The organism is Peterkaempfera griseoplana, assembly GCF_001418575.1.
Lineage (GTDB): Bacteria > Actinomycetota > Actinomycetes > Streptomycetales > Streptomycetaceae > Peterkaempfera > Peterkaempfera griseoplana.
Map to the genome: position 1 here is coordinate 1,455 of NZ_LIQR01000251.1, position 470 is coordinate 1,924.

1 protein-coding gene is annotated in these 470 nt (G+C 71.9%); it reads right to left on the bottom strand.

Annotated features, from left to right (window positions below; all coding sequences use genetic code 11):
* Positions 1-334 (bottom strand): cytochrome c oxidase assembly protein (locus AOK09_RS42250; RefSeq protein ID WP_407675417.1); only part of this gene is annotated, 334 nt, incomplete at its 3' end.
* Positions 335-470: the final 136 nt, after the last annotated feature.

The window sequence follows — 470 nt, forward strand, 5'->3', positions numbered from 1 at the left end:
GCGCCCGCAGCGTCAGGGTGATCGGCGCTCCGAGCAGCAGCAGGATCGGCGACAGCATGGAGAGCACCATGTGCTGCAGCATGTGGGCGCTGAAGAGCACCATCCCGTAGTCGTTGAGCCCCGTGCAGGTGGTGAGCACCACCGTGGCCACCCCCGCGGTCCAGGCGATCACCCGGCCCACCGGCCACCGGTCGCCGCGCCGCCACAGCCGCACCGCCCCGGCCATGTACAGCACCAGCGCCACCAGGCTGCCCAGCAGGAACGCCCAGTCGGCCGACCAGCTGAGAGCGGTCGACAGCGAGTACGGTGCCAGCACCTCCCCGTGGTGGTGCATCCCTGCCATGCCGTCGCCCATCGGCGGATCCCGCTTTCCCTCGCTCCGGCGGACGCAGCGCTCCCCGGGGTCCGCTTCGTCCGACTTTCGTCCGCACCAGGGTAGAACCGGACATGCCGCCGCCCGCGGCCGGGGT